Genomic DNA, 26,825 nt, shown 5'->3' with positions numbered 1-26,825 from the left:
CGCCCCCCGCCCCGTGGTGTCGTCTACCGCCCGCCGGGCACGAGCAGCGGCGCACCGCCCGGAGCGGAGGCCGGGCGGCCGTTCGCCGCCGGGACGCCGAGCAGCGGCGAGGCGGGGGCCGACGGCAACAGGCCGCGCGCCGCAAGCTCGGGCGTCACGCCCTCGCCGAACCAGTACGCCTCCTCCAGGTGCGGGTAGCCGGACAGGACGAAGTGCTCCACCCCCAGGGCGTGGTACTCCTCGATCCGGTCCGCCACATCGGCGTGGCTGCCGACAAGCGCGGTCCCCGCCCCGCCCCGTACCAGACCGACACCCGCCCACAGGTTCGGCGAGATCTCCAGGCGGTCGCGGTCCAGCGAGCTGCCGCCGTGCAGCGCCAGCATCCGCTGCTGGCCCACCGACTCGCTCCGGCCGAGCAGCTCCTGCGCCGCGGCGACGGTCTCCGCGTCGAGATCCGCGAGCAGCCGGTCGGCCGTCGCCCAGGCCTCCCGCGCCGAGTCGCGCGAGATCGTGTGCAGCCGGACCCCGAAGCGGACCGTCCGGCCGCGCTCCTCGGCGAGCCGCCGGATCCAGTCGATCTTCTCCTTCACCTGCCACGGCGGCTCGCCCCACGTCAGGTACACGTCGGCGTGCTCCGCCGCGACCGGGCCGGCCGCCGCCGACGAGCCGCCGAAGAAGATCTCGGGCAGCGGGTCCGGCGGCAGGGCGGTGAGCCCGCCCTCGATCCGGAAGTGCTCGCCGTCGAAGTCGTACGGCCGCCCGTTCCACACGCCCCGCACCACCGAGAGGAACTCGGCCGTCCGGGCGTACCGCCGGTCGTGGTCGAGGTGGTCGCCGAAGCGGCGCTGCTCGGACGAGTCGCCGCCCGTCACGACGTTGAGCAGCAGCCGGCCCCGGGTGATCCGCTGGTACGTGGACGCCATCTGGGCCGCGAGCACCGGCGAGATCACCCCCGGCCGGAACGCCACCAGGAACTTGAGACGCTCGGTGTGCTGCGACAGCGCGACCGTCGTCAGCCAGGCGTCCTCGCACCACGTGCCGGTCGGGGTCAGCACGGCCTCGAAGCCCAGCTGTTCGGCCGCCTTGGCGATCTGGATCAGGTAGTCGATGTCGGGCGCGCGCACCCCGGACACGGTCCGGTCCCGGGTGATCCCGCCGTCCGTGTAGGCGTGCCGGTCGACGAGGGTCCGGCCGTCGCCGCCGGTCGGCAGGAACCAGTGCAGATGGACGGTCATCAGGAGGCCTTTCCGTAGCTGCGCGCCGGCGTGGTGGACGGCGGCAGGTCCTTGTTGAAACGGGTGTCGACGTAGTCCGCGAAGCGGAACGTGCGCGGGATGAGCTTCAGCGCGGTGAAGGTGTCGGCGATCTTCTGCTCGGAGGCGATCGCCGCGTCGTCGAGGGCGACGGGGATGCGCGTCCCGTTGCTCCGCTTCACGGCCGCCAGGGCCACCTCGTACGGCAGCCCGGTCTCCTTCGACCAGACCTTCGCCCACTCCCCGGGGTGGCCGAACACCCAGCCCTGGGCGCGGCGCAGCCGCTCCACGAGGTCGCCGACGGCCTTCGCCTTCTCCGGGTCGGCCAGCGCCGAGGGGGCCGCGACCTGGAAGCCGAGGCCGTTCACGATCCCGCGCCCGTCGGTCAGCACCCGGCCCTTGCCGCTCAGCAGGACCTGGGAGGTGTACGGGTCCCAGACCGCCCAGGCGTCGACCTTGCCGGCGGTGAACGCGGCGAGCGCGTCGGCCGGCTGCAACAGGCTGACCTGGACGTCGTCCAGGCCGAGCCCGGCCTTGCGGAGCGAGGCGATCAGCTGGAAGTGGGCGGAGCTGCCCTGGGCGACGGCGATCCGCTTCCCCCTCAGGTCCCGCGCGGTGCGCAGCGGGGAGTCCTTCGGGACGAGGATCGTCTCTCCCGCGGAGTCGCCGTGCGTCGCGGCGACCACGGTGATCTTCGAGCCGGCGCCGGCCGCGAAGACGGGCGGGGTGTTCCCGACGGATCCGAAGTCGACGGCTCTGGCGTTCACCGCTTCGAGGAGCGGTGGGCCGGAGGTGAACGTCGACCACTTCACCCGGTAGGGGAGGTCGTCGAGCTCACCGGCGGCGCGCAGCAGGGCCTCGGCGCCGCCCTTCTGGTCGCCGACGTTCAGGACGAGGGGGCCCTGGCCGTCGGAGTTCGAGGCGCTGCCGGCCGCGGCGGCACCGGAGCAGGCGGAGGCGAGCAGGGCGAGCGGCACGAGCAGCGCCGCGGCGGACAGACGGAAGGACTTCACGGTTGTCTCCTCGGGAAGGGTTCGGGGGCGGTCGTCAGGACGTCACGCGTGAGGCGAACTCGGCCTCGGCGACGCCCAGTTCGGCGAGCAGTCGGGTGCGGAGCGCGGCGAGGGCGGGGTCGCCGGGGGAGCGGGGGCGGTCGAGGTCGACGGCGGTGTCGTACGCGATCACCCCGTCGCGCATCACCAGCGTCCGGTCCGCGAGCAGCAGCGCCTCGTCGACGTCGTGCGTGACGAGCAGGACCGTGCAGCCGCGCCGCTGCCACAGCTCGGCCACCAGTCGCTGGGCCTTGATCCTGGTCAGCGCGTCCAGCGCGCCGAACGGCTCGTCGAGCAGCAGCAGATCCGGGTCCCGTACCAACGCCCGGGCGAGCGAGGCGCGTTGGGCCTCGCCGCCCGACAGGGTCTTCGGCCAGGCCCCTGAGCGGTGGTCGAGGCCCACCTCGGCGAGCGCCTGCTCCGCCACCGCCCGGTCCGGCCTCCCCGGCAGCCCGAGCAGCACGTTCCGCCAGACCTTCTTCCAGGGCATCAGGCGCGGTGCCTGGAAGGCGACCGCGCGGCGGCGCGGCACCAGGACCGTGCCGGAGATCTCCCGGTCGAGCCCCGCGAGGATCCGCAGGAGCGTCGACTTGCCGCAGCCGCTGTGCCCGAGCAGCGCGGTGAACTGCCCGGCGCGCAGGGTCAGATCGAGGCCGTCGACGACGGGACGCCCGTCGAAGGAGCGGGTGAGACCCTGGACGGTCACTGCCCCGTGAAGGTCGGTCGCCATTGCAGCAGCAGCCTTTCGAGCGTACGGACGAGGGTGTCGGCGAGCAGGCCGAGGAAGGCGTAGACGACCAGGCAGACGACGATCACGTCCGTGCGGAAGAACTCCCGCGCCTGGTTCATGAGGAAGCCGATCCCGGCGTCGGCGTTGATGGACTCGCCGAAGACCAGCGCGAGCCAGGCCGTCGCCAGGGAGTAGCGCAGGCCGGTCATCGCCCCGGGCAGCGCGCCCGGCAGGACGACGTGCCGGACCAGACCCCACCGGCCGAGCCCCAGGGACTCGCCCGCCTCGACGAGTCGGGCGTCGACCCCGCGGATCCCGGCGTACACGTTCAGATAGAGGTGGAAGGCGACCCCGAGGGCGATCAGCGCCACCTTGGGCGCCTCCCCGATGCCCAGCCAGATGATGAACAGCGGGATCAGGCCGACCCACGGCACCGTCCGCAGCATCTGGACGGGGGCGTCCACGAGGTCCTCCCCGAGCCGCGAGAGCCCGGACAGCAGGGCGAGCGCGATCCCCACGACCCCGCCGAGCAGCAGACCCACGGCGACCCGCCGCAGCGAGACCCCCATCGCGGTCGGCAGCGTCCCGTCCCCGGCCAGGTCGCCGGCGGCCCGCGCGACGGTCCCCGGCGAGGCCAGCACGTCCGCGGGCAGCACCCCCGTCGCACTGCACGACTGCCAGAGGGCGAGCAGCACCACGGGGCCCACGGCCCGGCGCAGCCAGCGGGGAACGGACGGGCGGCGGCCCGGTCTCCGGGCGGGAGTGAGGGGTTCGATCTCCGGCAAAGGCGATATGTCGGGCAGGGGTGAGGGCGGGGCATGGTCGACCGTCATGGCGGACTCCGGGGGAGAGGGAGGTGAAGGTACGCCTCAGCGCCCGTGGGCGCGGAGCGGACACGCGCGCACGGGAGCCAGGGCGTCAGAGGTGTGGTGAAGGCGGTGAGAGGGCGTCAGCGACCGCGGCGACACGCGGCGGAGGCCACCCGCAGCAGGTCGATGTGACCGCGCGTGGTGAGCAGGGCTGTACGCAACATGGCGCGAACGTAGCGGTCGGCACGCGCGCGGTCAACGGTGTCTCGGACCCTGGACGCATCCCCGGAGCGTCCTGCCCGCCGAACCGACGTGCCTCCGTGGCCGACACGTGATCAGCGGACCGTAGTCTCCAACGGGGGCACTCGGACGGCACGTTCACGACGGGGGACACGGAATGACATACCGGCGCGCGGCGATACCCGCGCTCATCGGCGGGCTGCTGCTCGCCGCACTCCTGTGGTGGGCCGGGGCCGGCGCCGACGCGCTGCGGCTGCCCGGCAGCGTCGGGACGCTCGGCCCCGACGCGGTCGCCGAGCTCCAGCGCTGGGTGACCCCCTGGGCGTACGACCCGCCGTCCTTCCTCGACTCCGGCGTGCAGGGCCACGGCTACGCACTCCTCGCCGACGACGGTCGCGACCGCTACAACGGGCTCTACACGGCCGGGCTCCAGATCCGCTACGGAGTGGTGTTCGCCGCCTTCGTCCTCGGCGCCCTCCTGCTGATCCGCAGGCTCCCGCCCGAGCGCGGGCGCACCACCGCGGCGTTCCTCGCGCTGTGGGCCTGGGGCGCGGTGGCCGGGACGCTGGCCGCCGCCGTGTCCGCGCCCTGGCTCATCGCCGCGGCCGGGCACGGCAGTTACCGTTTCCTGCCCCAGCTGGCGAGCGTGACCGCCGCCGGACGGCAGCTCCCCGTGGCCGTGTCGCTCGTCGCGGCGGGAGCGACCGTCCTCCTCGCGCGGATCGCCGCCGAAGGCGCGAGGCCGCTGCCCCGCACGGTCGTCCCGGCCCGCGCCGCGCGCCTGGCCGCCACCGCGGGGACCGCCGTGACCGCCCTGTCCGTGGTGGTCCTCTCGTACCAGCCGGTCGCCGCCGCCCTCCAGTCGTACTCTCCGGACGGCGGACCCCTCGCCGACCCCGGCGACCTGCTGCGCCAGTGGCTGCTGCTCGGCGCCTGGGACGCCCCGGCGGGCGGCCAGATCGGAGACTGGCTCCTCTACCGGGCCTCCGACGTCCTCCTCCTCGCCGTCGTCTGGTGGGCCCTGAGCCGGCTCCCCGGGCTCCTCACCCGGGTCACGCTCCCGGCCATGGCGGCCGGTGCGGTCGGCGCCACCGTCCTCGGCCTCCTCGCGAGCCAGCTCCTGCGGATCGCCGTCGTCGGGACGGGCCCCCAGCAGGGCCTCCTCTCCTCCTCCGCCGCCATCGGCAACGGCATCCCGGCCGCTCTGACCTGCGGCCTCCTCGCCGGTGTCCTCGCCACCACGGTGCTCCGGCTCTCCCTGCGGGGCGCGCCGGAACCGGCGGCCTAAGCTGCCGTACGGCACAGGCCCCGACCCCAGGAGCGCACCCTCATGAACGACCGCGACCGGCAGCACCCGTACCCCGACGCGTTCCGGGCGGACGAGGAGCCCGCGCCGCATGCGCTGCTCGCCCCGGTCGCCGGGCTGCTCGGGACCTGGGTGGGGCGCGGGCGGGGCGGCTATCCGACGCTCGCCGAGGACTTCGCGTACGAGCAGGAGGTCACCTTCAGCCACGACGGGCGCCCCTTCCTGCACTACGAGGCGCGGTCCTGGCTCATCGACGAGGACGGCACCCCGCTGCGGCCGTCGGCCCGCGAGAGCGGCTGGTGGCGGCTGCAGCCCGAGGGCCGGGTCGAGGCCCTGATCACCCAGCCGACCGGCATCGCCGAGATCGCCGTCGGCCGCGCGGACGGCACCGCCGTCGACCTCGCCACCCACGAGGTCGCCCTCGCGCCCACCGCCAAGCAGGTCGACGCCACCCGCCGCCGCTACACCCTCACCGACGAGGACACCCTCGACTTCGTCCACGACCTCGCCGCCGTCGGCCGTCCGCTCCAGCACCACCTCGCGGTACGGCTGCGCCGTGAAAGCCGGAGCTGAAGCGCGAGCCTGCACAATACGGGGGTGAGCGATGACGACCCGTACCTGTGGCTGGAAGACATCTCCGGCGAGGCCGCCCTCGCGTGGGTGGCCGAGCGGAACGCCGAGACGGCGGAGGTGCTGGCCGCCGACGCCGGGTTCGCCCCGCTGAAGGCGCGCCTGCGGGAGGTGCTCGACGCCTCGGACCGCATCCCGTACACCACGCGGCGCGGCGCGTACCTCTACAACTTCTGGCGCGACGCCGAGCACGTGCGCGGGGTGTGGCGGCGCACGACCCTGGAGCAGTACCGCAAGGACGAACCCGAGTGGGAGGTCCTCCTCGACGTCGACGCGCTCGCCGCCGCCGAGGGCGAGAAGTGGGTCTGGGACGGGGCGCGGGCGCGCCTTCCCGCGTACGACCGGGCCCTCGTGCGGCTCTCTCGGGACGGCGGCGACGCCGTCGTGGTCCGCGAGTTCGACCTCGGCACACGGGAGTTCGTCGAGGACGGCTTCCAGGTGCCGGAGGCGAAGACGCGGATCGGCTGGATCGACGCCGACACCGTCTTCGTCGGCACGGACACCGGACCGGGCTCCCTGACCGACTCCGGCTACCCGCGCACGGTCCGCCGGTGGCGGCGCGGCACGCCGATCGAGGAGTCCGAGCTGGTCTACGAGGCCCAGGACAGCGACGTGTCGGCCTGGGGGTACCACGACCCCACCCCCGGCTTCGAGCGGGACTTCGTCGGCCGCTCGCTGGACTTCTTCCGCAGCGAGACGTACCTCCTGACGCCCGACGGCGGCACGCCTGGCGGAACGCCCGGTGGCACGTCCGACGGAACGCCCGGCGGCACGTCCGCCACCACGCCCGGCAGCACGTACGACGGACAGCCCGGCGGCACGACGGTACGCATCGACGTCCCCGAGGACGCGCTCGTCGACGCCCACGGCCGGCACCTGCTCGTCACCCTGAAGTCCGCGTGGCTCGGGCAGCCCACCGGCTCCCTCCTCGCCTTCGGCTTCGACGCCTTCCTCGCGGGCGACCGCACCTTCGAGGTGCTGTTCACCCCGGACGCGCGGACGGCCCTCGCCGGGTACTCCTGGACCCGGCACCACCTGATCCTGGAGACGATGCGGGACGTCAGCGCCCACATCGAGGTCCTCACCCCGGGCCCCGACGGCGCCGGCTGGACGCGGACCCCGCTCGTCGGCGTCCCGGCGCTGTCCGCCGTCGCCGTCGTGGACACGGACCCGGACGTCTCCGACGAGTACTTCCTCGACGTGTCGGGCTTCCTCCAGCCCTCCAGCCTCCACCGCGGGCAGATCGGCGGCGAGACGGAGGTGCTCAAGCAGGCCCCGGACCGCTTCGACACCGCAGGGCTCACCGTCGCGCAGTACTTCGCGGCCTCCTCCGACGGCACCCGCGTCCCCTACTTCGTCATCGGTCCCGACCACACCGCCACCGGACCCGGGCCCGCCCTCCTCTACGGCTACGGCGGCTTCGAGGTCTCCCTCACCCCCGCCTACGGCGCCCTGCGGGGCCGCGGGTGGCTGGAGGGCGGCGGCACGTACGTCATCGCGAACATCCGGGGCGGCGGCGAGTACGGCCCGGACTGGCACCAGGCCGCGCTCGGCGCCGAACGGCCGCGGGCCTTCGAGGACTTCGCGGCCGTCGCCGAGGACCTCGTCGCGCGGGGCATCACCACCCCGGACCGGCTCGGCGCGGCGGGCGGCAGCAACGGCGGCCTGCTCATGGGCGCGATGCTCACCCGCTACCCCCAGCTGTTCGGGGCGATCGTCGCGCAGGTCCCGCTGCTCGACATGACCCGCTTCCACCAGCTCCTCGCGGGCGCGTCCTGGATCGCCGAGTACGGCGACCCCGACGACCCGGCCGACCTCGCCCACCTGCGGGAACTCTCCCCGTACCACCGGATCGAGGCCGACCGGACGTACCCTCCGCTGCTCCTCATGACCTCCACCCGCGACGACCGGGTCCACCCCGGCCACGCGCGCAAGACGGCGGCGCGGCTGCGGGAGCTCGGTCACCCCGTGCTGTTCCACGAGAACACCGGCGGCGGCCACGCGGGCGCAGGGGACAACGAACAGGCCGCCCACAACAGCGCCCTGGTGCACACCTTCCTCCGGCGGCACCTCACCTGAGCCCGGGTCCTAGAGCCAGCCCGCGCGCTGTGCCTGCAGCGCCATCTGGAAGCGGCTCGTGGCGCCGAGCCGGGCCATGAGCACCTGGATCCGGCGGAAGAGCGTACGGCGGCTGACCCCGATCTCCCGGGCGATGACCTCGTCGCCCGCCCCGCCGGCGAGGAGCCGCAACAGCCGCCGGTCGGCCGGAAGCAGTCCGGCCGGCCGGACGGAACGGCCGTGCAGGGGCAGCGCGTTCTGCCAGGTCTGCTCGAACAGCGCGACCAGCGCCGACAGCAGGCCGCACGGCTGCACCACCAGCATGCTGTTGTGGACGTCGGCCTCCTTGATGGAGAGCGAGACCATGGCGTACGACTCGTCGATGATCACCAGTTTCACCGGCACCGACGGCAGCACCCGCGCCTGCTCCCCGGCCTCCACGCACGGCTCGATCGACGACTCCAGCTGCCCCGGGTACTCCAGCGAGGCCTGCGAGTAGACGACCCGCTGGGTCACCCCGCGCGCCAGCGTCGCCAGCGCGTCGTCGGTGGCGCTGGGCAGCGGGAAGTACGGCGGGGAGTCCAGCTGCCGGATCTCCCCGCGCGCGCTCGCCCAGGCGTGCCGCATCCGGGGCCCGACCGCGTCGCCGGTCACCACCTCGACCAGATCGTCGTGGTACGCGGCGAGCCGCTGCCGCCGGAACGACTCGAAGGCGCCGCCGACGGTGATCCGCGACTCGTCGAGCTCGGCCGCCCGGTGCCGCCCCAGGATCTCCAGGCCCGCGGCGGGAGGCACCGGAGCCACCAGGTCCGGGTCCTGCCCCGCCGGGCTCGCCAGGCCCGCGTCGACCAGCTCCCCGTACGCCGCGGTCAGCTCCGCGCCGTCGAGACCGGCCGCGGAACCGATCGCGCTCAGCGGCGCGGGACCGAGTTCCAGGAGCCGGACGTAGACCCGGCGGGCCTCGTCGTCGATCCCGAGGAGCCGGAGCGCCTCACCGAGCTTCTCGTTCGCCATGGACCGCATTATCGGCCCGCGCGGACCGCCCCCGCCGCCCGGGTGTGGCAGATCCGTGCCACTGGCCGATCCGGGCACCCGGCGGGCCCGCGGCGCAGTACCTTCCGGGTGCCGTCGACGGCCGGCGGCCGAGAACGTACCCGGAAGAAGGTGCAGGACGTGGCGAAGGGTCGCAAGAACGGCCTCTACAACGGCGTCTCCGAGGAGCTCTCCGCTCTGATGAGGACGGGTTGGGCGGACACCGAACGGCACGACCTCGAACCGGCCGAGCAGGCCCCGTTCGCGGCCGGGCGCCGTCTGGCGCTCTCCGCGCTCTTCCCCGGCGAGCGCCTGATCGTCCCCTCGGGCAACCTCAAGTACCGCTCCAACGACGACAACTACCCGTTCCGCCCCTACTCCGGCTACGTCCACATGACCGGAGACCAGACCCGCGACGGCGCGCTCGTCCTCGAACCCCGCGCCGACGGCGGCCACGACGCCTACTGCTACCAGCTGCCCCGCGACAGCCGCGACAACGACGAGTTCTGGATCGGCTACACCGCCGAGCTGTGGATGGGCCGCCGCCGCTCCCTCGCCGAGTCCGCGACCGTCCTCGGACTGCCCTGCCGCGACGTCCGCACCATCACGGAGGACCTGGCCGCCGGCTCCGGCGTGCCGACCCGGATCGTCCGCGGGATCGACCCGGCCCTCGAAGCCGCCGTCACCACCGACGAGGAGCGCGACGCCGAGCTCGAAGGCGCGCTCAGCGACCTCCGCCTCGTCAAGGACGCCTGGGAACTCGGCGAGATGCGCAAGGCGGTCGACTCCACCGTCCGCGGCTTCACCGACTGCGTCGCCGAGCTCTCCCGCGCGATCGCCTCCTCCGAGCGGTGGATCGAAGGGACCTTCTTCCGCCGCGCCCGCCTGGAGGGCAACCACGTCGGCTACGGCTCCATCTGCGCCGCCGGCGACCACGCGACGATCATGCACTGGACGGACAACGACGGCCCGGTCCGCCCCGGCGAGCTGCTCCTCCTCGACGCCGGCGTGGAGACGCACTCCCTCTACACCGCCGACGTCACCCGCACCCTCCCCATCGGCGGCACCTTCACCCCGGTCCAGCGCCAGGTGTACGACGCGGTGTACGAGGCGCAGGAGGCGGGCATGGCCGCGGTGAAGCCGGGCGCCCCGTACCGCGACTTCCACGAGGCCTCCCAGCGCCACCTGACGGCGCGCCTCGTCGAGTGGGGCTTCATCGAGGGGCCCGTCGACCGCGCGTACGAGCTGGGCCTCCAGCGCCGCTTCACCATGGCCGGCACCGGCCACATGCTCGGCCTCGACGTCCACGACTGCGCGCAGGCCCGCACGGAGGAGTACGTCGACGGCGTCCTCGAACCGGGCATGGTGCTCACGGTCGAGCCCGGCCTGTACTTCCAGCCGGACGACCTGACCGTGCCCGAGGAGTGGCGCGGCATCGGCGTCCGGATCGAGGACGACCTGGTCGTCACCGAGGACGGCCACGAGAACCTGTCGGCCGGTCTGCCGCGCTCCTCGACCGAGGTCGAGGCGTGGATGGCCCGGTTCGCGGGCTGAGCCTCCCGCCGGCTCGGACGAGGGGCCGTCCGCGTGAATTCACGCGGACGGCCCCTCGTGTCGTCCCGGAGTTCGGCTCGTCGTGCCGCGGGGGAGGGACGTTGGGACGGATCGCCCGGGGCGTGTGATCGTGATGCGGCGTCAGGGGGGCCTGTGAGGCGCGTGACCGTGCGGACCGCACGACTGGTCGTCCTGGCGCTCCTGGTGGCGGCCCTCGCCGGGCTGACCGTCGCCGGACTCGCCGCCGTGGAGCCCGGCCCGCCGGTGACCGCGCCCGGGTGCGGGGTGTCCGTCCCGTACACCGCGGGTACCGGCGGCTACGCGGGCTACCGCATCCCCGCGGCCGTGCGGACCCGCGCCGGGACCGTGCTCGCCTTCGCCGAGGGCCGGCGCGGACGGGCCGGGGACAGCGGCGACATCGACATCGTCGTGCGGCGGTCGGCCGACGGCGGCTGCACCTGGGGGCCGATGCGCGTCGTCGCCGACGGACACGGCGACACGCGCGGGAACCCCGCACCGGTCGTCGATCCCCGCTCGGGCGACGTGGTGCTGCTCAGCTCGTACAACGGCGCGGAGGCGACGGAACGGCGGATCCTGCGCGGCGAGGTGCCCGCCGCGCGCGGCCGCCGGGTGTTCGTCCAGCGCAGCGCCGACGACGGGCGGACGTTCTCCGCGCCGCGCGAGATCACCGCGCGCGTGAAGAGGCCCGGATGGCGCTGGTACGCCACCGGTCCCGGCCACGCCCTCGCGCTGACGCGCGGCCCGCACGCCGGCCGGCTCGTCGTGGCCGCGAACCACTCGGCGGCGCCGCCCGAGGGCTCCACGGACACCGGAGAGGAACCCGGGTACTACGGGGCGCACGCCCTCTCCAGCGACGACGGCGGCCGCACCTGGTCCCTCGGCTTCGTGGACGACACCTACGACGGCTTCGTCAACGCCAACGAGTCGACCGCCGCCCAACTCCCCGACGGAAGCGTGTACGTCAGCTCCCGCGACCAGCTGGGGACGAGCCCCGGCAACCGTGCCGACGCCTCCTCGGCCGACGGGGGCGAGAGCCTCGACCGTCCCTTCGCACCCCAGCACGCCCTGGACCGCGTGCCCGTGGTGCAGGGCAGTCTGCTGTACGTGGGCGGCCGTGACGGGGTCCTGCTGTTCTCGGCCCCCTCGGTACCGGACGACCGGGCCGAGGCGGCCCTCTGGACCAGTACGGACGGCGGACGGACCTTCACGAAGGCGCTGACGGTGGACCGGCGGAAGGCCGCCTACTCGGACCTGGTCCCCCTGGACGGCGCCACGGTCGGCCTCCTGCGCGAGACCGGGACGCGGAGCCCGTACGAGACCGTCGAGTTCCGGCGCATCCCGCTGGCGCCGCTCACGGACCCCTCGCGCCGTACACCTTCCCGAGCAGCGCGCTGACGAACGAGAGAAGGCGGGGCGGATCTTCACCGATTCAGGTGACAGCGGTCGAGGCGAAACGTCCCTCCCCACAGCGGGGCGGCCACGCTCGACGTGACACATGGAGCCACCCTGTGGAGCGTCCGATGCAGCTGATCCCCCGTCATGACCCGTACCTCGATGTCCGCTCGACCGGCGGTCTCACGGTCGCCGCCCTCCGGGGCGAGCTCGACCTCGTCCTGGTGCGGCACCTGCGGCCCGAGCTCGACGCCCTCGTCCGGGAGTCCGACGCCCTGACCGTCGACATCCGGCGACTCACCTTCTGCGACGCCACCGGGCTCGGGCTCCTCGCCCACTGCGCCGGGCGGATGCACCGGCGCGGAGCGCGCTGGCGGCTCTACTGCGACCAGCCGTGGATCCTGCGGCTCATCCGGCTGACCGCGCTCGGCGACGTCCTCCACCCCGAGCCGGGCCCCGCGGACCTCCTCGATCGTCCGGACCCGCTCGGTCAGCCGGCCCCGCCCGGGCCCGCGGTGCCGCTCCCGGCCGAGCCCGGGGTGACGAGACCCGTCTCGTAGGCGGCGATCACCTCCTGCGCCCGGTCGCAAGGCCCGGCGGCGCGCTCACCAGGGCGCTCCGCCGGGGCGCCGCGATACGGTCGCCGCATGTCTGAAGTCCGGTTGACCACGCCCTCCTTCCTCGTGCTCGGCATCATCGACAAGCTGGGCGAGGCCAGTCCGTACGACGTGAAGGTGGAGGCCGCGCGGACGGTGGCCCCGTTCTGGTCCATGCCGCACGCCCAGGTGTACGCGCAGTGCGACCGGCTCCTGGAGGCGGGACTCCTCTCGGAGATGCGGCAGCCCGGCGGCCGCAACCGGCGCCTGATGAGCCTCACGGAGGAGGGGACGGCGGCGCTGCGCGGCTGGCTCGCGGACCCCGCCTTCGTCCCCGTCGAGGCCCGCGAACGGGGCATCCTCAAGCTGTGGTTCGGCGCCAGCCCGCGCGTCCACGCCCCGGTCCAGGTCGACGAGCACCGGCGGACGCTTGACGCGTACGAGGGTCTCGCGCACGACGTCGGCGAACTGCTGACGCGCGGTCAGCGCGAGGCGCTGGAGTTCGGCATCCGGTATGAGCGGATGATGGTCGATTTCTGGCAGTGGGTGGAGGGCCGCGAGCCCTGATCCCGCGGACGACGGCTTGTTACCGACCGGTTGACCCCGGGGGTGCGCGCCCCTACCTTCCTCCATAGTCCAGAAAGGACCATGGGTGCTTTCGGTGAAGGGGGAACCGCCATGAGCCGTCCGACCGGCACGAGCCGGGGGTGGGGGAGAGCGGCGACCGTGGCGGTGACCGTGCTCTGCCTCGCGTACGCGCCGATCGCCATGACCGAACTCTGGCCGTACGCGCGGCCGGGAGCGCCCGCCCCCGGCGAATGGCTCCTCGGCCGTTCCGTCTCCCCGGAGTTCGTCGCCCAGGCCGTGCGCGACCGGATCGGACCGTACGGCCGCAGCCTCGCCCCCCTGATCGTGCACTCGGTCCTGGGCGGCCTCCTCATGCTGCTCGGCCCCGTGCAGCTGCTCTCCGCCGTCCGGCGCCGCATCCGGCTGCACCGGATCGCCGGGACCGTCTTCGCCGTCACCGTGTACGCGTCGATGGCGGGCGCCGCCCTCTACCTCGTGCGCACCCCGCCGGCGGAGGCCTTCAGCGGGGCCGCGTTCTGGATCGTCCTCGCCACGATCCTGGTCGGCACCGTCGGCAGCGTGACCTCCGGCGTCCTCGCCGCCCTCACCGGCTTCCCCGACCTCCACCAGCGCTGGCTGCTGCTCTGCTACGGCTTCCTGATGACCGCTCCGCTGCTGCGGCTCGAATGGGGCGTGCTGCCCTCGCTCTACCCCGGGCTCGATCTCTTCGCCATCAACCGCGTCGCGATCATGCACCTCGGGGCGCTCGTCTCCTTCGGCGCGCTCCTCGCCTCCCGCGCCCTCGACCGGCGCACCACCGTCCCCGGCCTGACCGGCACCTGGTGCCCGCCGCCGGTGCGGGTCGCCGCCCATCTCGCGGGCGCGGCGGGCCTGGTGTGGATCACGGTGGCGTTCCTCGCCGAGGGAACCGCCGGGCGCCGACTGCTCCTCGCGTACCTCGTCCCCTACGCCGTGACCTACACGGTCATCGCCCTGCGGGCCGCGCGCGCCGGTGGCGCGTGGGCGCGCGAGGAGTGGTCGCTGCACCTCACCGCCCTGTGCCTGGCCCCCGCCTTCTCGGCGATGACCGTGCCCGTACTCGAACGGACCCTGGGCCTCGACCGGGCCACGGCCCTCGTCGCGGGCGTCGGCATCGGCTGCGGCATGCTCGCCTACGCGGCGGTGACGGCGGTGAGCCTGCGGATCCTGTACGCCCGCCAAGTCCTCAAGCGGCAGCGGGAGTCCGCGGACCCGCCGACGAGCCCGGCGACGGCCGGCGCCGTACGGGAAGGGGCGCGGGGATGAGCGGGGCCGTGACCACCGGAACGCCCTACGGCCGCGCCCTCTCGCCCGCCGTCGTGGTCCTGAGCGGGGTCGTCGGAGGCATCAGCGCCACCGTCGGCGCCCTGCTCGCCGTGGCGAGCCTGACCGGGCACGCGGCGGGCGCCTGGGTGTCGCCCGAGGCGCTGAGCCCCGGCCTCGTCGGGGCCGCCATGGCGGGCGTGGCACCCACGCTGTTCACGGTCGGCCGGGCCCGCGTCTGGGAGGAGGTCCGCTGCCTGGTGCTGCCGCTCGCGCTCGTCCTCGTCGGCCTGTTCACGGTGACCGTGCTGAACGCCGGAAGCCTCCAGGCCGTACGGGGCGGCCCGCTGTTCCTCGCCCTGTTCAGCCTCGGCTGGGTCGCCACCCTCGGCGTCCTCGCCCTCGCGGCGGTGGGCTGCCTGGCCGCGCAGTACCGCGCACGGCCCGGCGGCACGGGGGCGGGGCCACGGTGTCCGGTCGTCCCGCTGCCCGCCTGGTCGAAGCCGCCGCTCGCCGTGCTCGGCTCGGGCTGGCTCGGCATCGGCGCCGGCCTGCTGTTCTTCCCGGCCTTCTGGGGCGCCCTGCTCCCGTGGACGGTGAACCGCGCCGACGCGCAGGGCCTCGGTGTGTGGGCGCTCGCCCTCGGTGTCGGAGTCCTCGGGTCCCTGGCGGAGGACGACCTGGACCGTATCCGCCCCGCGCTCCACGCGGTCCCCGTCGTGGCGCTCGCCCTCGGCGCGGTCCTCGCGGCCCGCGCCACCACGGTCGACTGGGCCTCGGGTCCGGGCGCCGCCCTGGTCGCGCTCGTCGCCGGACTCCTTGTCACGGGGGTCGCGGGCCGATGGCTGCTCGCCCGGGCCGCCAAGGGCGTCTAGGCGACCGGTGTCGCGGCTCAGGGCCGCCAGCGCGGCGCCTCGTCGTCCGGGGTGTCCGGGCTCGCGAAGTGGAAGGGAACGGACAGGTGTCGGGCCAGTGCCCGGCCCGCCACCCCGGCGGCCGAGGCCTCCGGCCGGCGCGACTCCGCGGCCCGCGCCTCGCCCAGGTGTCGTACGGCCGTCTCCCGGTAGACCGTGGCGAGCTCCCGTTCGCCGGCGGGCTCGGTGGAGACGGCCAGGAGGATCACGAACCAGTCGTGGACGGTGTCGCCGTCCCAGATCGCCTCGATCGCGACGACGGGCCCCGGGCAGCCGGAGGCCTTCGCCGTCAGCGACTCCAGGTCGAGGGGGCTGAGCGGGGTGCCCGCGATCCGGTCGCCGTGGTGGAGGTACCGGGCGTGGACGACCTCTTCCGCCTCGTGGAGCCTGATGCCACGCGCCCGGCAGCTCTCCCAGACGACACGCGCCGCCTGGAGCCGGCGGTCCTGGAGGACGTACCCGTCGACCTCACCGCGGATGCCGTCCGGCAGCAGCTCCCACCACTCGGACGTCGTCGACTCGGCCATGCGGATCCTCCCCTGGTTCTCGACCGGTGAGGCTACCCGCAGGTCAGTGGCCCGCGCGCGGGTTTACCCGCCCCTCCTGCGGCGGCGAAATGCCGTGGCGGGCCCGGCCCGTGGACGTGATGATGTCCGGATGACCGAGCGCGCGCAGGCCGTGGATGCCCTGATCGTCGTCGACGTGCAGTCGGCCTTCGTCACCGGAGACGGCGCCGTGCCCGACGCCGGCCGGCTCGTCGACCGGACGACCGACCTGATCGCCCGGGCCCGGCGGGACGGGGCGTTCATCGCCCATCTGCAGAACGACGGGCCGCCGGGCGCCGAGGACGAACCGCACACCCCCGGCTGGGAGCTCCACCACCCCGTGGAACCAGGACCCGCCGAGGTCGTGATCCGCAAGCCCCACGACGACGGCTTCGCGGAGACGCCGCTGGGTGCGGTGCTCACCGGCGCGGGGGTACGGGCGGTCGCCGTCTGCGGCGTGATGTCGGAGATGTGCGTGCAGGCGACGGCCCGCACGGCCCTGGGGCTCGGCTACCGGGTCGTCGTCCCGCACGACGCCCACGCGACCCAGGACATCCCGGCGGCACCGGGCATCAGCGAGGCCGTCCCGGCCGCGACGGTCTCCCGCGTCGCGGCCTACGCCCTGGGAAGCGACGCGGAGACCACCGTCCGGGCCGCCGACGTCACCTTCACGGCCCCCACCGCGAGCTGAGGCCGGGCCGGTTCAGTCCCCCTTCTCCGGCTGGATGCCCGCGAGGAGGTTGAAGGCGCCGGTGAGGAGGTTGAGGGTGACCACGCCGACCACCTCGGCGATCACCCGGTCGCTCCAGCCGTGCGCCCGCACCTCGGCGACGTCCTCGTCGGAGAGCGCGCCCGGTTCGGCGAGGACCCGCAGCGCCAGGCCGATGAGGGCGGCCTCGCGCGGGTCGGTCGACGTGCCCTGGCGGGCGAGCTCGATGTCGGTCTCGGTCAGGCCCGCCGCGCGTCCGGCTTCGACGTGCGCCTCGCGGCAGGTGCCGCAGCCGATCCACTCCTGGACGGCGAGGGAGAGCTTCTCGCTCAGGGCGCGCGGGATCTTCACCCGCTTCATGGCGCGCGAGAGGCTGAGGTAGCCGTCGAGCAGCGCCGGGGAGTGCGCCATCGTGGACACCATCTCGCCGACGGAGCCGTGTCGTTCGACGATGTCGGTCAGCAGCTCGCGGGCACGTCCCGGCGCCTGCTCGGGGGCGAGCGCGGTCAGTCTTCTCGTGGTCATGAACCCCTCCTCTGTATACCCTTGGGGGGTATAACGCGGAGGGGCGGGAAGACGTTCCCGGGGGACGAGTGGCGCCTGTGTCAGCAGGTCAGGGTCAGTCGTGACGGGCCGTGGAACACCCAGTCCGGCGCGTACTCCACCACCACCCCCGGCCGGACCCCGCGGCCGAGCGCCGGCAGCCGGTCCAGGAGGACGCCGAGCCCGATCTCCGCCTCCGCGCGGGCGAGCGCCGCGCCCACGCAGTAGTGGATGCCCAGGCCGAAGGCGCAGTGCCGGCCGGCGTCCCGGTGGATGTCGAGGCGGTCGGGGTCGGGGAACCGCGCCGGATCCCGGTGCGCCGAGCCCAGGACGAGCAGCAGCCGGTCGCCCCGGCGCACGGACCGGCCCGCGAGTTCGGCGTCCCGGTGCGCCCACCGGGTGACCATCTGGACCGGCGGGTCGTGGCGCAGGAACTCGTCCACGGCCTTCGGCAACAGGCCCGGGTCGGACCGGAGTTCCGCCCGTAACCCGGGGCGTGCGAGGAGCGCGAGCACCGCCTTGCCGATCAGTCCCGTCGTCGTCTCGTGCCCGGCGGTGAGGAGATGGACGCAGGTCGCCGTCAGCGCCGTCGTGCCCAGGGCCGGTTCGACGGCCCCGGCCCGGGCGAGCGCGGAGAGCAGGTCCCCGCGGTCCTCCGTCCGCCGTGCCGCCAACTCCCTCCCGAAGTACGCGTCGAGCGCCGCCGCCGACCGGTCCGCCCGGGCGAGGGCCGCGGGCGAGCGGTCGCCCCGCGTCCCGCCGGCCCGCTGGAGGGCGAGCGCCTCCGCCCGGAACCACGGCCACCGCACGCCGTCCACCCCGAGCAGGCCCGCGACGACGAGCAGCGGATACGGGGCGGCGAAGCCCTCCACGAGATCGATCGACCGCCGGCGCCCGAGCGGCCCGGCGAGCCCCTCCGCGATCTCCCGTACGCGTGGCCGCAGTTCCCCGACGGCGGCCGCGCCCAGCGGTGGGGCGACCAGGGCACGCAGCCGCGTGTGCCGGGGCGGGTCGAGGAAGACGAGCCAGTTCTCGACGATCCGTCGCAGCGTCGCGTACCCCGGCGGCACCGGCGCCGTGCGCGCGTCCGACGGGTCGGTGCGGCCGAAGCCCCGGTCGGTGAGGACCCGCGCCACCTCCGCGTACCCGAACAGGTACCAGGTCGTCGGCCCGGACGCGGCCCTCGGGCGCACGGCGTGCACCGGGTCCGTCTCCCGGTAGCGCCGGTACACGGGGTACGGGTCGGCGAGGTCGAGCCGCGCCGGATCGAACTCCTCCGGAGGCCCGGTCCCCGCCCGGGGCCGGTTCATGTCCCCGCCCCGCGCACCAGGTCCGCGAGCCGGCCGGGGGCGGCGGGCGGAGCCGTACCGCGCCAGGCCACGTGACCGTCCGGGCGGACGAGGACGAACGGCCGCTCGTAGCGCCGTGCCACCTCCACGTCGCGGCAGCGCACCACGCCCAGCGGCACCCGGCGCTCGGCGAAGGCCCGCACCAGGCCGTCCGGGTTCGCCGGGCCGCCCCCGGCGGCGGCGTACGGGCCCGGGCCGAGGCACAGCAGGACGAACCCCGGACCGAACAGGTCCAGCGTCGAGACGCCCGCCCCGAGCGGGACGTGCGGCGCCCGCGCCCCCGGCTGGGCCGTTCGGTTCCACCAGGGCTCACCGCCCGGCTGGGCCGTACGGTTCCACCAGGGCTCACCGCCCGGACTCGAACCGGCCGAGGCGCACCGGCCGGCCCCCGTCTTCTCGTCCGCGATCACCGGCGAGGCGTACCGGTACGCGAAGTGGGCGTCGGGCGCCTCGAATTCGCGCCCCGGATCGGACGCGGCGATCTCCCGGGCGAGCGCGGCGCGGGCCCGCTCCCCCTCGGGCGTCGCGTCGCGCAGGGCGGCGGAGAGGCGCCGGTCGACGGTCCGCCGCAGGTTGCGGTGGCTCTCCTCCAGGCCGCCGACGGCCACCGGGCGCCGTTCGCTCTCGTACGAGTCGAGCAGCCCGGGACCGGCCCAGCCGGCCAGCTCGGCCGCCAGCTTCCACCCCAGGTCCGCCGCGTCGCCCACCCCGGTGGCGAGCCCGAGCCCGCCCGAGGGCGACAGCGTGTGCGCCGCGTCGCCGGCGAGCAGCACCCGCCCGGCGCGGTAGCGCGAGGCCACCCGGTGGGTCAGGTGCCAGACGCCGTCCGACACCACCTCCACCGGCAGGCCGGACAGGTCCGCCGCCAGGGCCCGCCGGACGACGTCGACGGCGTCGGCGGGCCCGGCCGGACCGGTCAGCCGGTACAGGCCGCGGCCGTCCATCGCCCGCAGCGGATAGCGCAGCCCGCCCGGCTCGGTGATGAAGTGGAGCACGGCCGTGCGTGGGCCGAGCAGGTCGGCGAGACCGGGCGCCCGGAAGAGGATGTTGCGCAGGGCGCGGGTCCGGTGCCGCTCGGGCGCGTCGATCCCGCAGGCCTTGCGGACCGCGGAGGAGGCCCCGTCGCACCCCACCAGGAACCGGGCGCGGACCGCGGCCCGTACCCCCGCGCCGTCCTCGACGACCCCGGTCACCCGGTCCGGGCGCTGCGTGAACCCGACGAGCCGGGTGCCCAGCCGCACCGGCCCCGCCGGGCCCGCGCCGAGCCGCGCGACGAGGAGCGGCGCGAGCCAGTGCTGCGGGCAGATCGCCTCGGGCTCCGGGGTGTACGGGGGAAGGGGCCGCCCGCCCGCGGTGCCGAGCCGCAGCCGGTGCAGCTCGTGGCCGCCGACGGCGGTCACCCAGGCGACGTCCAGGGTGTGCCCGGCGGGCCAGCCCGCGTCCCGGATCGCGTCCGCGACGCCCCAGCGCCGGAACGTCTCCATCGCGCGCGGGCCGACCGTGGAGACCTTCGGGTGCGTGACCCGGCCGTCCCCGGCCTCCACGAGGACGAAGTCCACGCCCCGGTGGGCCAGATCGAGCGCGAGCGCGAGCCCGACCGGCCCGCCGCCCACGATCAGCACCTCGGCCTCGAAGGTTCGCTGGGTGTCCTTCACGGCGTCACTTCCCTCCCTCGCGCTCGAAGCGCTCCGCGTACCAGGCCATCAGTTCCGGCACCCGGTCCGGCACGCCCTCGCAGGCGCGGGCCATCGCCGCGAGGTGCCGGAAGCGCATCGCGAAGCCGCGCCGGGCCACATCGGGGCGCGCGAGGTACGCGGGCGGCTCCTCCAGCTCGAAGGACGGCCCCGCGGTCCGCCCCCGCCATCCCGACTCCAGCGGCATCAGCCGCTCGGCGAGCGGGCGCATCATCCCCGTCATCACGTCGATGGCGGCGTTCATCAGCCGCGAGCGCCGCAGGCTCGCGTCCGGGCTCTCCCCGAAGTGCTGGACGATCAGCTGGAGCATCAGGAAGTAGCAGCGGTTGAACAGGCGCATCACCTGCCGGGCGTGCGGATCGCTCACCGCCGCCCGCCCGGGGTGGCCGGGGTCGAGCGTCGGATTGCGCAGCGAGGGGTACGCCGGCTGCCACGGGGCCCCCGCCCCGTGCGGGCCGTCGGCGCGCTCCGTCATCAGCAGCTCCGCGAGCCGTACGAAGGTGGCGTGGTGGGACTCCGTACCGCCCTTCTCCGCGCCGAGGACGGCGCCGAGGACACCGCCTTCGCCCTGCTCGGTCACGAAGTCGACGGCGAACAGCGCGCTCGACAGGTCGTCCACCTCCAACTGGTAGTCCGGATGCACGGAGTCGACCGCCTCACCGAGGAACAGATGGTGCTCGCCGCCGCCGCGCCCCCGGTCCACGAGGAAGAGGTCGGGGACCCGGGTCAGGCCCTCCCGGATGGCCGCGTACAGCTCGCTCGGCGAACCGAACCGGCCGGGTCCGATCCCGCCGGCCGCGCTCGTGCCGCCGCCCGCGAGCCGCTCCGGCCGTTCGATCGCGATGAACCGCTGGAGACTGCCCAGATGCAGCGGCTCCAGGGCGAAGTCCAGCGGCAGCGGCAGCCGGCCCGGAGAGCCGAAGTCGATCTCCGGGACGTGGAAGGGCTCGCCCATCGCCATCAGGATGTTGTTGACGACCAGGAAGTGGATCATCTCCTCCCGGGCCACGTCGAAGAGGTTGTCCCGTACCCCCTTGGCCAGGGTCTCCCCGCCGTCCCCGCAGGCGAGCCGGAGCTGACGCGGGGTCCACACCCCGCTGCGCACATACGCGAATCCCGTGCCGTGGGTGGGGACCGAGTACCCGGCGTACAGGTACTGCAGCGAGGTCGCGAGCTCGACGGTGACGGCCTGCCACAGCGCCGCCCGCAGCTGGGCCCGCGTCGTGATCGGCGGATGCGCGCGGACCGGAGACGGGACGGCCGCGGGAGGCACGGCGGCCGCAGCGCCCCGGGCCCGCAGATACGTGAGCAGCAGGCGCGCCTTCGGCAGGGACAGGTCACGGGTCGGCGGCATGTAGTACGTCCTGTCCTTGTTGGCCGGGTCGCACATCTGCCAGATGAGCTTCGCGTACGTCTCGACCTTGCAGCGGTCCTCCAGGCTGAACACCTCGTCCCGCATGAACGGGAACAGCTGCTCGTAGTACGCGAACACCTCGCGGTGCAGCAGCTCGAAGGTCACGTCCTCCTGGAGCACGCCGTCCAGGTGCCAGTCGTCGGGCAGGACCCGCACCGCCGCCCACCCCGCCCACGGCCAGAACCCCAGGACGTCCTCGTGGTCGTAGCAGGCCAGGGCCGAGCCGGGGGCATCCGGATCGACGGGCGGCACGTCCTCGGGCCCGGCCGCGAGCAGCAGCCTGGCCGTGCCGGACCGCGCCCCGGAGACCGTGAACCGGCCGCGCCCGCGCGCGTCCGTCGTGAGACGGCAGGAGGACGAAGCCCCGTCCCCGCCCGCCCGGAGCCGTACGATCTCCACGTCCCCGCAGCGGGCCCGCGGCGCCGAGGCCGCCGGGTCCAGCGGCAGGGCGCGGGGGTTGGGGTACTGGCGGACGACGACCGTGCCGAGAGCCGCCGGCCGGCCCCGCAGGAAGGTGCGGACCGGGACCTCCACGGCGTACTCCTCGCCCCGCTCCCGGTCCGGATGCTCCAGGACCAGGCAGGCCTCGTCGGTCAGGACGAGCCGCTCGCGCTCCCGCAACAGCACGGCGCGGGACGGGTCCACCAGGACCAGGCCCTCCGTGTCCGCCCTCCGTACCGCCTCCCGCGAGGCCGCCGGTACGGTCACCACCTCGCCGCCGCCGGCCGGCAGGACGGCCACGAGCAGGTCGGACAGCCCGGTCCGCAGCTCAAGGGGCTCGCCCGCTCCTGAACCGCCCTCCGTGAAGGGCCGGTTGACCGCCACGTCCGTCGGGGACACCCGTACCGTGCACGGTCCCGTACGGGGGCCCGCCCCGTACGGGACGAGCAGCCGGCCCGCCGGGTGGGTGCGCGGCTCGTCCGGGTGCCAGGGGGCGACGACCCCGCGCAGGAGCCACCGCCCCGGCGCGTCCTCCCCGCCCCCGGGGGCCTCCTCCAGGGTGAACTGGACGAGCAGACCACCGCCTTCGGGCGCCTCGACGGCCGCCCGCAGGGCGCGGACGGCGGGGGAGTCCGTCACACCGGCCGGCCAGTCGAGTCCTCCCCCGGCCTCGATCGCGCACTGGTGGAGCGTGCGGCGGACCGGGCGGAAGGCGTGCCAGCGCGGCGGCATGAAGCCGGTCAGGTCACCGACGCACACGTATCCGGAGTCGTGGGAGCGTCCGTCCCGTCCGAAGGCGAACCGACCGCCCATCAGCGTCGTCGTCCACGCGGACGCGGGGTCGACGTCGAAGACCCGGGGCCGGTTCACCGTCGTCCCCAGGTACGGGTTGTAGTGCCCCCACAGGTCGACGGCCCGCCCGACCAGCGGGTCCGAGGTCTCCACGGCGCCGGGCGTCCGCTCCACCCCGGTCACCCGGGCCTCCACGACGAGATGCCCGTTCCCCGAGAAGTGCCCGCCGCGCGCACCCCGTTCGGCCAGATGCGCGTGGTACTGCTCGGCGGGTCCGTCCGTCCCGAACGGCACCGGGGCCCGCCCCTGCGCACCCCGCAGCGCGGTGTTCCGCGCCAGATCCACGAGACCGCCGCCCGGGCCCGTGGGGAGCCGGGTCAGGGCGGTGCCCGCGAAGTACAGCCGGGGAAGGTCGAAGACGCTCATGCCGCCTCCCGTCCGGCCGGCGGTGCCACGCCCCGGCCCGGTGCGTGCCGGGCGATGAGGGACACCGCGTCGAGCGCCGACTCCACCGCACCCTCGATCCAGGCCGGTTCGGCCGCGCAGTGCTCCCCGGCGAAGAACATCCGGTGCTGCGGCCGCACGGCCCGTCTCCGCTGCTCCTCGCAGGCGGCGGCGGACCGCCCCCAGCGGATGGTGCAGCCGCCCGCCGTCCAGGGATGCCCGCCCCAGGCGAGACTGGCGACGCCCCGCACCATCCCGCGCCGCAGCAGCTGCGGATGCAGCCGCCCCAGCTCCTCGACCACCGTCCGGTGCCGCAGCGCGGGGGGCATGCGGCCGAGGAGGTCGGCGTCCTCGCCGATCGTGTAGCTGGCGAGCAGCGCGGCGCCCCGCGCCGGGTCCGCCGTCCCCTCGGGCTCCGCCGGCGGGTAGTACGTCTGCCGGATGCGGCCCCCGCTGAACGAGGCGCCGCCCCGGATCCCCTCGCGCTCCCAGAACGGCTCGCGGCAGTGGACCGCCACCTTGGTCGCCGGGCAGTAGTCCACCTCCCGGACGACCGCGAGCTTGTCCTCGTCGAAACCGGCCAGGGTCATCCCGCGCAGCACGGAGAACGGCACCGTGCACAGCACGTAGTCGCACCGCCGGACGGCGGCCGGTGCGCCCTCGCCGCCGAGCCGTACGCGGACGTGGTCGGGGGTCACCTCGAAGCCCGAGACCCGCTGGCCCAGCCAGATCGGCCCCCGGATCCGGGCGGCCAGCCGCTGCGCGAGCTGGTCCATGCCGCAGGCGAGCCGCACCAGTTCGGGGCTGGTCTCGGTGAGGATGTCGTCGAGGAAGCCGTTGAGGCGGGTGCCGCAGCCGGCCCGGATCCCGGGGTGCGCCGCGAAGAGTCCGTGCACGTCGATCCGGTCCTTGGCGTTCCCGAGGAGGTACGGGGAGAGGTCGATGTCCTCGACGGGGTCGAGGAGGTCGCGGGCGAGGTCGGCGCGGAGCCCCGCCCGCAGACCCGGCGGCGCGACGGCGTCGACGACGGCGGCCAGCCACGCGGCGAACACCACGGTCTCCTCGCGGTACCGGTTTCCCGGCAGCGTGGCCCGGACGTCGGCGATCAGCGCCCGGGGCGCGTCCCGCAGGCGCACGTGGCCGGTGCTCGTCGCGAGGTAGGCGTTCTCCTCGGAGAGCAGCGTGGTGAACGGCCGGACCTGGTCGCCGAGGCCGAGATGGCGCACATAGTGCATGGTGCGGCGGTGCCCGGTGGGGATCCGCATGGCGCCGAGCTCCACGAACGGGGCGCCCTCCGCCGGGCCGAAGCGGTGGGTGCGGACACGGCCGCCGAGTCTGCGGCTGCCTTCGAGGACCTCGGTCCTGAAGCCGAGCCGCTCCAGCTCGTAGGCGGCGACGAGCCCGGCCATGCCCGCGCCGACGACGGTCACCGTGCTGTTGGCGCGGGTGCGCCGCCGGGCGCACGGCACGGGAAGGGGCTGCGCGGGAAGGGGCTGCGCGGGGACGGGCTGCACGGCGGTGGTGGTCTGCATGGCGGTCCGACTCCCGATCGGTTCAGTGCGGGCGGATCTTCTGCCGGGGGGCGAGCGCCGCGAGGTAGTCGCGGAGCAGGGCGGTGCGGGCGAGCGGGGCGACCAGGCCCACGTAACCGTCGGGCCGCACCAGACACAGGTCGCCGGGGTGACCGAGCCGCCCGGCCTCGATGCCGTCCCGGGGCGTCACGGGCAGGACCAGGACCGGTACGGGGGAGCGGGCGCACGCCGCGCGCAGTGCGGCGAGCACCCCGGGCGCGGCCCGCTCGGCCCGCACCACCAGCGTCCACCGCTCGTACGCGAGGAGGGTGTGCAGCCGGACGACGGGTCCACCGCGGTCCTTCGTGCCGTTCGCGACCCGGACGTCGGGCATGCGGTCGCCCGCGCGCGGCCCGGAGCGGTGGTGGCGGCCGGCGCGGTGCCAGGACAGCGCGCGGCCCCGGTGGTGGCGGAGCAGGTCGCTCAGGCGCAGGTCGAGCCGGCGCTGGAAGCCGCGCCGGGCGAGGGCGCCGGGCACCGTGGCCGTGAACGCCCGGTGGCCCAGAGGAGGCAGGGGCAGTTCCATGAAGTTGAAGCGCATCTCGCGGATGTACCGCACGGCCATCCGCCGCTGCTCGTCGCCGTACGTGTCGAGAAGCTCCTCGCCGGCCTGGCCCCGGTGCACGGCGGCGAGCTTCCAGGCGAGGCTGTGGGCGCCGAGGATGCCGACGTTCATGCCGTGGCCGCCGACCGGGGCCCAGGCGTGCGCCGCGTCCCCGGCGAGCAGGCCGCGCCCGTGGCGCAGCCGGGCGGCGACCCGGTCGCTGAAGCGCGCCCGGTTCAGCCAGAGCGGCTCCGTCGTGTCGAGCCGGAGACCGGGCATGCGGGCGGTGTCCGCGACCAGGTCGCGCAGCTCCTCCACGGTGGGCGCGGCGGTCAGCGTGGGGTCGGGGTCGTCGCGGAAGCAGAAGAAGCGGAAGCCGCCGCCCGGCAGTGGGAAGACGAGCAGGGAGCGGTGCGGGGCCAGGAAGATGTGTCCGCGCCCCGGCCGCTCGCCGAGCGGCCAGGTGGGGCGGGCGTTGCCCTGGACGACCTGGAGGCCGGTGCGGCGGCGGCCCTCGAAGGGGATGCCGAGCCGGTCCCTGACGACGCTGGCGGTGCCCTCGCAGCCGACGATCCACGGTGCGGCGGCGGACTCGATCCTGCCGTCGCCGTGGCGCAGGGTGAACTCGGCCCGGTCCTCGTGGACCTTGACGTCGGTCACCTCGGCGTTCCACTCGACGCGGGTGCCGAGGCGGGCGAGTTCCCCGCACAGGAGGCGTTCGATGTCGTGCTGCTCGATGTTGAGGGGGCGGGCGTGCGCGGAGAGCGCCCAGCCGGTGGTGAGCTCGCCGAGGAACCGGTCGCGCGCGTGGATCGTCACCGCGTCCAGCTCCACCCCGTGGCGCCGGAGGAGCTCGCCGACCCCGAGCGAGTCGAGGGCCTCGCGGGCCCGCGCCCAGAGCACCAGGGCGCGGGCCTCGTGCTTGGCGGCCGGAGCCTTGTCGACGATCCTGACCCGTAACCCGAGGCGGCGCAGACCGATCGCGAGGGTCAGTCCGACCGGCCCCGCCCCGACCACGCACACGTCCACGCCGTCGTCCGTGCCTGTGTCCACTCGGTCACCCGCTCCCCGCTCGCTCTCCCCCGCTGTCTCCTGTTGCTCAGGGTGCGGGCGGAGGATCGGCGTCGACAGGGCGTGCGGCGGGGCGCTGGAATCACCGTCACCAGGGGAGATGACTACCTGTGCATCATCTGGTCCGTTTGGGTGACGATAGGTGGAATCCGGTCGTCCGCAGGGGGTGGTGACGGTGTGTCTGGCCGGAACGTCCCGGTTCGGAGCGCCTCACCGGCCGGACGGCGCACCACCGGGCGTACGGACGTCCGC

The 26,825-nt window shown here is 74.9% G+C and carries 23 protein-coding genes; 10 read left to right on the top strand and 13 right to left on the bottom strand.

Annotation, left to right across the window (positions count from 1 at the left end):
• Positions 1-23: 23 nt before the first annotated feature.
• From ACZ7HT_RS10565 to ACZ7HT_RS10545, 5 genes are all read right to left on the bottom strand, one after another.
• Positions 24-1,235 (bottom strand): LLM class flavin-dependent oxidoreductase, encoded by a 1,212-nt coding sequence (locus ACZ7HT_RS10565; protein ID WP_471162667.1) that lies wholly within the window; start codon positions 1,233-1,235, stop codon positions 24-26.
• The gene (locus ACZ7HT_RS10560; protein WP_471162665.1) at positions 1,235-2,266 is read right to left on the bottom strand and encodes an ABC transporter substrate-binding protein; all 1,032 of its coding nucleotides are present in this window, start codon (positions 2,264-2,266) and stop codon (positions 1,235-1,237) included. Before ACZ7HT_RS10560 ends, ACZ7HT_RS10565 begins: the two co-directional genes overlap by 1 nt.
• A 34-nt stretch (positions 2,267-2,300) precedes the next feature.
• Positions 2,301-3,035 (bottom strand): ABC transporter ATP-binding protein, encoded by a 735-nt coding sequence (locus tag ACZ7HT_RS10555; protein ID WP_471162662.1) that lies wholly within the window; start codon positions 3,033-3,035, stop codon positions 2,301-2,303.
• Complete coding sequence (locus ACZ7HT_RS10550) at positions 3,008-3,868, bottom strand: ABC transporter permease (RefSeq protein ID WP_471162659.1); 861 nt, start codon at positions 3,866-3,868, stop codon at positions 3,008-3,010. Before ACZ7HT_RS10550 ends, ACZ7HT_RS10555 begins: the two co-directional genes overlap by 28 nt.
• Positions 3,869-3,984: 116 nt before the next feature.
• Entirely contained in the window at positions 3,985-4,068 is an 84-nt protein-coding gene (locus tag ACZ7HT_RS10545) for a putative leader peptide (RefSeq protein ID WP_352027631.1), read from the bottom strand.
• A 173-nt stretch (positions 4,069-4,241) separates the two neighbouring features.
• On the opposite strand from ACZ7HT_RS10545, the gene ACZ7HT_RS10540 reads away from it, so the two are divergent.
• Genes ACZ7HT_RS10540 through ACZ7HT_RS10530 form a run of 3 tightly spaced genes read left to right on the top strand, consistent with a single transcriptional unit; the run spans position 4,242 to position 8,099 of the window.
• Positions 4,242-5,372: a hypothetical protein gene (locus tag ACZ7HT_RS10540; protein ID WP_471162656.1), complete on the top strand. Its 1,131-nt coding sequence runs from the start codon at positions 4,242-4,244 to the stop codon at positions 5,370-5,372.
• A 42-nt stretch (positions 5,373-5,414) separates the two neighbouring features.
• Positions 5,415-5,963: a nitrobindin family protein gene (locus ACZ7HT_RS10535; protein ID WP_471162654.1), complete on the top strand. Its 549-nt coding sequence runs from the start codon at positions 5,415-5,417 to the stop codon at positions 5,961-5,963.
• Between the two features lie 24 nt (positions 5,964-5,987).
• The gene (locus ACZ7HT_RS10530; protein ID WP_471162651.1) at positions 5,988-8,099 is read left to right on the top strand and encodes a prolyl oligopeptidase family serine peptidase; all 2,112 of its coding nucleotides are present in this window, start codon (positions 5,988-5,990) and stop codon (positions 8,097-8,099) included.
• A gap of 9 nt (positions 8,100-8,108) precedes the next feature.
• On the opposite strand, the gene ACZ7HT_RS10525 is transcribed toward ACZ7HT_RS10530, so the two are convergent.
• Positions 8,109-9,092 carry a LuxR family transcriptional regulator gene (locus ACZ7HT_RS10525; RefSeq protein WP_471162649.1) on the bottom strand — a complete coding sequence of 328 codons (984 nt, stop codon included), beginning with the start codon at positions 9,090-9,092 and terminating at the stop codon, positions 8,109-8,111.
• A 159-nt stretch (positions 9,093-9,251) separates the two neighbouring features.
• Between ACZ7HT_RS10525 and ACZ7HT_RS10520 the strand changes: the two genes are divergently transcribed.
• From ACZ7HT_RS10520 to ACZ7HT_RS10495, 6 genes are all read left to right on the top strand, one after another.
• Positions 9,252-10,664 (top strand): aminopeptidase P family protein, encoded by a 1,413-nt coding sequence (locus ACZ7HT_RS10520; RefSeq protein WP_471162646.1) that lies wholly within the window; start codon positions 9,252-9,254, stop codon positions 10,662-10,664.
• A gap of 162 nt (positions 10,665-10,826) precedes the next feature.
• A complete protein-coding gene (locus ACZ7HT_RS10515; protein WP_471163101.1) occupies positions 10,827-12,080 on the top strand; it encodes a sialidase family protein in 1,254 nt (417 codons plus the stop codon).
• A gap of 125 nt (positions 12,081-12,205) precedes the next feature.
• Positions 12,206-12,637: an STAS domain-containing protein gene (locus ACZ7HT_RS10510; RefSeq protein WP_471162642.1), complete on the top strand. Its 432-nt coding sequence runs from the start codon at positions 12,206-12,208 to the stop codon at positions 12,635-12,637.
• An 87-nt stretch (positions 12,638-12,724) separates the two neighbouring features.
• Positions 12,725-13,240, top strand: coding sequence for a PadR family transcriptional regulator (locus ACZ7HT_RS10505; protein WP_471162639.1), 516 nt, complete (start codon positions 12,725-12,727; stop codon positions 13,238-13,240).
• 111 nt (positions 13,241-13,351) lie between these two features.
• Positions 13,352-14,545 carry a DUF2306 domain-containing protein gene (locus ACZ7HT_RS10500; RefSeq protein WP_471162636.1) on the top strand — a complete coding sequence of 398 codons (1,194 nt, stop codon included), beginning with the start codon at positions 13,352-13,354 and terminating at the stop codon, positions 14,543-14,545.
• Positions 14,542-15,417: a hypothetical protein gene (locus ACZ7HT_RS10495; RefSeq protein WP_471162634.1), complete on the top strand. Its 876-nt coding sequence runs from the start codon at positions 14,542-14,544 to the stop codon at positions 15,415-15,417. Before ACZ7HT_RS10500 ends, ACZ7HT_RS10495 begins: the two co-directional genes overlap by 4 nt.
• Positions 15,418-15,434: 17 nt before the next feature.
• Here the strand turns inward: ACZ7HT_RS10495 and ACZ7HT_RS10490 are convergent, their stop codons facing one another.
• Positions 15,435-15,983 carry a hypothetical protein gene (locus tag ACZ7HT_RS10490; RefSeq protein WP_471162632.1) on the bottom strand — a complete coding sequence of 183 codons (549 nt, stop codon included), beginning with the start codon at positions 15,981-15,983 and terminating at the stop codon, positions 15,435-15,437.
• A gap of 130 nt (positions 15,984-16,113) precedes the next feature.
• Here ACZ7HT_RS10490 and ACZ7HT_RS10485 point away from each other — a divergent pair, with 130 nt between their 5' ends.
• Positions 16,114-16,692, top strand: coding sequence for an isochorismatase family protein (locus tag ACZ7HT_RS10485; RefSeq protein WP_471162630.1), 579 nt, complete (start codon positions 16,114-16,116; stop codon positions 16,690-16,692).
• 12 nt (positions 16,693-16,704) lie between these two features.
• Here the strand turns inward: ACZ7HT_RS10485 and ACZ7HT_RS10480 are convergent, their stop codons facing one another.
• The 6 genes from ACZ7HT_RS10480 to ACZ7HT_RS10455 all read right to left on the bottom strand — a co-directional run bounded on the left by ACZ7HT_RS10480 (position 16,705) and on the right by ACZ7HT_RS10455 (position 26,555).
• Positions 16,705-17,235, bottom strand: a complete 531-nt coding sequence (locus ACZ7HT_RS10480; RefSeq protein WP_471162627.1) for a carboxymuconolactone decarboxylase family protein — start codon at positions 17,233-17,235, stop codon at positions 16,705-16,707.
• A gap of 80 nt (positions 17,236-17,315) precedes the next feature.
• Positions 17,316-18,563, bottom strand: a complete 1,248-nt coding sequence (locus ACZ7HT_RS10475) for a cytochrome P450 (protein WP_471162625.1) — start codon at positions 18,561-18,563, stop codon at positions 17,316-17,318.
• Positions 18,560-20,257 (bottom strand): FAD-dependent monooxygenase, encoded by a 1,698-nt coding sequence (locus ACZ7HT_RS10470; protein WP_471162623.1) that lies wholly within the window; start codon positions 20,255-20,257, stop codon positions 18,560-18,562. Before ACZ7HT_RS10470 ends, ACZ7HT_RS10475 begins: the two co-directional genes overlap by 4 nt.
• Positions 20,258-20,261: 4 nt before the next feature.
• Positions 20,262-23,369, bottom strand: a complete 3,108-nt coding sequence (locus ACZ7HT_RS10465; protein WP_471162620.1) for a ferritin-like domain-containing protein — start codon at positions 23,367-23,369, stop codon at positions 20,262-20,264.
• Positions 23,366-24,919 carry a flavin monoamine oxidase family protein gene (locus ACZ7HT_RS10460; RefSeq protein WP_471162617.1) on the bottom strand — a complete coding sequence of 518 codons (1,554 nt, stop codon included), beginning with the start codon at positions 24,917-24,919 and terminating at the stop codon, positions 23,366-23,368. Before ACZ7HT_RS10460 ends, ACZ7HT_RS10465 begins: the two co-directional genes overlap by 4 nt.
• A 22-nt stretch (positions 24,920-24,941) precedes the next feature.
• A complete protein-coding gene (locus ACZ7HT_RS10455; protein ID WP_471162614.1) occupies positions 24,942-26,555 on the bottom strand; it encodes an FAD-dependent monooxygenase in 1,614 nt (537 codons plus the stop codon).
• Positions 26,556-26,825: the final 270 nt, after the last annotated feature.

The organism is Streptomyces sp. NPDC037410 (assembly GCF_055602235.1).
The sequence above is the reverse complement of the archived record's forward strand: the minus strand, read 5'-3'. Positions and strand labels throughout refer to the sequence as shown.